Genomic DNA, 5,509 nt, shown 5'->3' on the forward strand with positions numbered 1-5,509 from the left:
TTTCGAAACCACATTAATAATGTGTTGAAAATTGCCTGAGACAATCACATAGGAAGTGCTAATGACCCTCACCATCAAAAACCGCCTTTATATTCTCTCTTTTATCCCTTTGCTACTAATGGCAATTGGGATGATGAGCGTGACGTATATGAAGAGCACTGAGCTAACCGCACAACAAGTAGAATCGACGCGTAGCAATATGATGGCGATGAAAGAAAAGGAACTCAAAGCGTACCTGCAAATGGCTCAGTCTTCGATATCTCCTTTCTTAGAAAAAGGTGCCACGCTTGAAGAAGCATTACCCACATTAAAAACTCTAGAATATGGTGAATCTGGTTATATTTTTGGCTACAGCTCTAAGGGTGTAAGAATCGTCATCGGACAAGGTACCGATGGCATTGGTAAAAATTACTACGACCTTCAAGACAAACAAGGCAATTACCTAATCCAAGACCTGATTAAGAACTCAAAAATTGGGGAATTCACCACTTACTACTTTCCTAAGCCAGGTCAGTCCATTGCGTTACCAAAACTCAGCTACTCAATCTTTATTCCACAATGGGATTTAATGCTCGGCACGGGTTTTTATACCGATGATATTGACGCAGTCATCAGTGACATGAAAGAGAGCTCGAATGCTGCGCTACAAAGCTCACTAACTGCCATTGCAATTTTCTGTGGCTTGATTGCCTTAGTGGTAGCGGTTTTCGCTGTTGCAGTGAACCGTACAATCATGCAACCACTCGAGCAATTTGACCGTTCAATCAGTGCCTTTGCAAGTGGTGAGGCCGACCTAACGGCTCGAATGGAAACCTTCAAAGCGCCTGAGTTCGCCAAACTCAGTGAGAACTTTAATGCCTTTGTTGCTAGCCTACAGACCATCATTCGTAGCGTGAGCGATGTGGGTCAGCAAGTTGTATCAGAAACGAGCAGCATGTCTTCTCGCGCAGCTCAGGTCGACGAAATAGCGACAGGTCAACGTGAAGAGACAGAACAAGTAGCAACGGCGATGACCGAGATGACGACAACAGCGCAAGAGATCTCAAGCAACGCAAGCCAAGCGGCTGACTCAGCTAAACTTGCAGAGAACAATGCAAAAGAAGCTCAGCAAATTGTCAACGCTGCTGCAGGTTCCGTAGCAGACCTTGCAAGTGAAGTATCAGAGGCAAACACTGTGGTATCTCGCCCTGAAGGAGATGTACAGAACATTTCATCTTCACTGACTGTCATTCAAGATATAGCGGAACAGACCAACCTATTAGCACTAAATGCCGCGATTGAAGCCGCGCGAGCTGGTGATCAAGGCCGAGGTTTTGCCGTAGTTGCTGATGAAGTTCGTAAGCTTGCAAGCCGCACACAAGAGAGCACGGGCGACATTCACAAAATGATCCAACAGCTAAAATCCGCTTCAGATGCCGCGGTTAAAGCAATGGATTCCAGCCAAAGCAGAAGTGCTCAAACGGTAGAAGAAGCGAACGCAGCAGCTGCAGCACTTGCTAAAATTCAAGATTCGATTGATACCATCATGGACATGAACTCACTGATTGCAACGGCGACTGAACAGCAGAATATTGTTGGCCAAGAGATATCTCAACGCATTGTTGTGATTTCAGACCAAAGTTCTCAATCGGCATCGCTAGCAAACCAAAACCGTACAGGTAGCCAAAACTTAAACAGCCGAGCAAACGAGTTGTACCACTTGGTTGATCGCTTCACGGTTTAATGCTTAATGCTTAGTGCTTAGCAAGTAAAAGCTATAGAACATCAATAAAAATGGGCTTCAGAATCTTTGTTCTGAAGCCCATTTTCTTGTCCATAGTGTCTTGCCAGATAGAACTAGTCTAATTGCTCAGACAAGAAGTCGACTAACAAGCGAACCTTTGAAGACAAATTACGGTTCTGTGGGTAAAGCGCCCAAATCCCCTCTTTATCGTCTCGGTAATCAGATAACACCTCAACCAATTCGCCAGACTCAAGATCTTCACTCACGTAATATTCTGGTAGCTGCACTAAGCCAATACTCTGTTTCGCTGCGTCTTGTAAGGCTAAGCCACTGTTACATTTAATGCGTCCATTAACCCGAACTGAGCGAGGTCGCCCATTTTCTTTAAAACGCCAATGCTCAAAGCCGCCGACTAAACATTGATGATTGCTCAACTCAGAGAGTGTATGCGGTTCACCGTAACGTTCAATGTATTCAGGGCTGGCGCACACGTAGAGTTGGCGTTGAGACAGCTTCTTTGCCACAAGACTCGAATCTTCTAAGCGACCAAGACGAATAGCGACATCGACACCCGAATCAATAAGGTCGAGCTTTTGATTGGTCAACATCAGCTCAAGTTCGACTTGTGGGTGGAGCTTTAAGAACTGATGAAGTATCGGGGCGAGTTGACGCTCACCATAAGTCACAGGTGCTGTTACTTTCAGCAAACCTTTCGGCGTGGATTGCATCTGCGTGACGGCTAACTCAGCAATTTCTAAACCCTCGACCAACAACTTACATTGCTGATAATAGAGTTGCCCAGCCTCTGTTAGAGAAACCTTACGAGTCGTTCGATTGAGTAGTTTTACTGCGAGGCGTTCCTCGAGATTTGCCACTCTACGACTGATTTGAGCCACTGACGTAGCGAGTTTCTGTGCGGCACCAGTAAAGCTTTCGCGCTCTGCCACTGCAACAAACTCACTTACCCCTTCCCAATTGGCCATGCCTCTACCCTATTTTGAACTATGGTTACCCATACAGTGTATTGAAGATATAGATCAGTGTCACCTAGCTTAATATACGCCGTGCACATACAAAGGCCTTCATTGAAGCTAATATCGCATTCCCCACAAGGCTCCTATCGACCTAATCTACAAAGTTTGAACCGACCTTGTATTACAAATACTGTTATCAAAAAATACTCGCACCAAAAAAGAAAGCCCGCACTCATTGAGTACGGGCCTTATTATTGTCTATTACAGATGCGTGAGGGTTAAAACTAGAAACGACTAGCCACTCACTGTTGCCTGTTCAGTCTCAAAGATTACACTTCAAACTGAGAAACTAGGCTATCAAGTGCTTCACACTGTTCTGCTAGTGAGATGCATGCGTTCTCTGCATTGTTTGCCATCTCAACCATTTTCATGGTGCTTTCCGCGATACGTTGAACATTCTGGTTCACTTCTTCAGACACCTGAGACTGCTGAGAAGCCGCTGTTGCGATTTGCGTATTCATCTCATTCATCTTGCCGATTGAGTTACGAATCTCGCTCAATGATGAAGCTGCAGTGCCCGCTTGAACAATGGTTTTCTCGCCACTTGCCTTGCTTTCTGTCATCACGCCAACGGCATGTTTAGCGCCAACTTCTAAGCGTTCAATCATTGATTGGATTTCACCCGTACTGTCTTGAGTTTTGCTCGCAAGCGCACGGACCTCATCAGCAACTACCGCAAAACCACGACCTTGCTCACCAGCACGCGCTGCTTCAATCGCCGCATTCAATGCCAATAGATTGGTTTGCTCTGCAATGCCTTTGATCACGCCAAGAATAGAAGCAATGTTCTTCACATCAGTATCCAATTCCTGAACCACACCGCCTGCATTCTCGATATCTTGCGCAAGGCGTTCAATTGAAGTTACGGTTAAGCCCAAAGTGCTGTCTGCTGATTCCACTTCATTGTTCGCAACGTTACTTGCGGTTGCCGCATCTAACGCGTTACCACTTACCGTTTCACTGGTCGCTTGCATTTCATGAACGGCAGCCGCGACTACTTCACTTTCTTTCTGTTGATTCGAAGAAAATTCAACCACATTCTGCGTTATTGATTTGATGTTTTCCATCTCTGCACGTACGGCATTTGATGTCAGAATCACTTGTTCTACAGTAGTATGTATCTTACTAACAAACTTGTTAAACGCTGAACTTAAACGAGCAATCTCATCAGAACCTTCAACTTTCATTCGCTGAGCTAAGTTACCATCACCCGATGCGATTTCATTCATCGCTTTCTCTACGCTCTGAATCGGCTGAACGATAAAACGGTTCGATAACCACATCGAAAACAAAGCCGCAAGTACCGCCACCGCCATACCTACTTCGATGATCAGCTTACTTTCTTCAATCGAGTCATTAGCTTGCTGGCGAAGCTCTTTTTGTTTAACTGCAATGAGCTCTCTGATATAGCCGAGTTGATCGTGAATGATCGCAAACTCAGCGTCCAATGCTGGCGAGTAATCTATGTTGTATTGAAGAGCATTGGCAGGGTCTGCAAACATTGGTTCATGCAATGCTACCCACTTTTTCATCGCCTTTACCAGTTTCGCTAGCTCGTCTTGAGAAGATGAGTCTAAGACACCTGCGGTATATAGGGTTTGGACACTTTCAAAGCGTGGAACGGCTTTGTAAGCGTTGTCTTCAAACTCAAATTTTTGATATTCGATCGCATCCTTATCTTTAGCAAGTAATAAACCTTGCGCTGATGCAATGACTTGATAGATATCTCGGTACCCATCTTCTAGGTTGTCGAGAACCGGTTGAACCACATTATTGAGCTCATGGTTAATCGCTGCTTGCGCGTTAGATTTAATCACGTTAAGCACAGTAACAGTTGAGAAAACAATCACGATAACCATTAGCGGAATCGCAATTTTACTCTTAATAGAAAGGTTTTTGATATTCATAGAGGGTTTATAACCACACATTAAATAGGGACGCGCGCATAATATACAGTATCGATAAAAAAGCCAGCTATAGTTTTGTGAATCTCATCGCATATAAAACTAGACAATGAAAACGAGTGCTTCGCATTTAACCAGACGTCAACCTGAAAAGTTAAAGTGGACAATATTGAATTTATTTACCTTAGACATGTTCTATTACTGGAGAAGTCATCGAAATAACACCATAATATAGGGCTCTAAAATAAGTAGGTAAGAACATGAAAATTTGTGGTGTTGAAATCAAAGGTAACGATGCAGTCATCTGTCTTCTATCTCTATCAGACGGTGTATTTAACATTCCTGATTGCCGAGTTTCTAAAGTTGCGATTAGTGACGCAAACGACACACAGAATATGAAAGATTTTCAATTTTCTTTTGCAAAGTTAATGGAAGATTACCAAGTAGAAAAAGTGGTAATTCGTCAACGCCAAACTAAAGGCAAATTTGCTGGCGGTGGCTTCGGCTTCAAACTAGAAGCGGCAATTCAGTTGATCGACGGCCTAGACGTAACCGTTGTATCTCCGAATGAAATCAAAGAAAGCCTTAAGCGCAACCCTCTTATGATGAAGTTCAAAGAAACAGGCCTTAAGCAATACCAAGAAGCACCGTTTACCACGGCTTACGCTTGTTTAATGCAGCGCTAATCAATAGTCGCTAGCCAATATTGATACAGAAAGAGCCTGAATATTCAGGCTCTTTTTTGTTTCTAGCAATCTATTTCAAGTCGAGTTATACCAATCACAGTAAGTAAGTGATCAAAAATAGCGTAGGAAAAAAGCTTGAGAACAAGGCAGCATTTTTCGATA

The 5,509-nt window shown here is 43.7% G+C and carries 4 protein-coding genes; 2 read left to right on the forward strand and 2 right to left on the reverse strand.

Annotated elements, in window-relative coordinates; all coding sequences use genetic code 11:
- Positions 1-61: 61 nt before the first annotated feature.
- Positions 62-1,723, forward strand: coding sequence for a methyl-accepting chemotaxis protein (locus tag AB4653_RS10355; protein ID WP_372104081.1), 1,662 nt, complete (start codon positions 62-64; stop codon positions 1,721-1,723).
- Positions 1,724-1,836: 113 nt separating this feature from the next.
- Here the strand turns inward: AB4653_RS10355 and AB4653_RS10360 are convergent, their stop codons facing one another.
- Positions 1,837-2,706 carry a LysR family transcriptional regulator gene (locus AB4653_RS10360; RefSeq protein WP_009846245.1) on the reverse strand — a complete coding sequence of 290 codons (870 nt, stop codon included), beginning with the start codon at positions 2,704-2,706 and terminating at the stop codon, positions 1,837-1,839.
- Positions 2,707-3,026: 320 nt separating this feature from the next.
- Positions 3,027-4,664 carry a methyl-accepting chemotaxis protein gene (locus AB4653_RS10365; RefSeq protein WP_102258250.1) on the reverse strand — a complete coding sequence of 546 codons (1,638 nt, stop codon included), beginning with the start codon at positions 4,662-4,664 and terminating at the stop codon, positions 3,027-3,029.
- A 257-nt stretch (positions 4,665-4,921) separates the two neighbouring features.
- On the opposite strand from AB4653_RS10365, the gene AB4653_RS10370 reads away from it, so the two are divergent.
- The gene (locus tag AB4653_RS10370) at positions 4,922-5,347 is read left to right on the forward strand and encodes a DUF3010 family protein (RefSeq protein WP_009846243.1); all 426 of its coding nucleotides are present in this window, start codon (positions 4,922-4,924) and stop codon (positions 5,345-5,347) included.
- The last annotated feature ends 162 nt before the right edge of the window (positions 5,348-5,509 follow it).

The organism is Vibrio sp. 10N.222.48.A3 (assembly GCF_041475345.1).
In the GTDB taxonomy this organism is placed as follows: Bacteria; Pseudomonadota; Gammaproteobacteria; order Enterobacterales; family Vibrionaceae; genus Vibrio; species Vibrio tasmaniensis_A.

What these genes read in the sequence shown, in the direction of transcription:
- AB4653_RS10370 (WP_009846243.1), top strand. Translation starts at nt 4,922, where the DNA reads ATGAAAATTTGTGGTGTTGAAATCAAAGGTAACGATGCAGTCATCTGT.
- AB4653_RS10360 (WP_009846245.1), bottom strand. Translation starts at nt 2,706, where the DNA reads ATGGCCAATTGGGAAGGGGTAAGTGAGTTTGTTGCAGTGGCAGAGCGC.
- AB4653_RS10365 (WP_102258250.1), bottom strand. Translation starts at nt 4,664, where the DNA reads ATGAATATCAAAAACCTTTCTATTAAGAGTAAAATTGCGATTCCGCTA.
- AB4653_RS10355 (WP_372104081.1), top strand. Translation starts at nt 62, where the DNA reads ATGACCCTCACCATCAAAAACCGCCTTTATATTCTCTCTTTTATCCCT.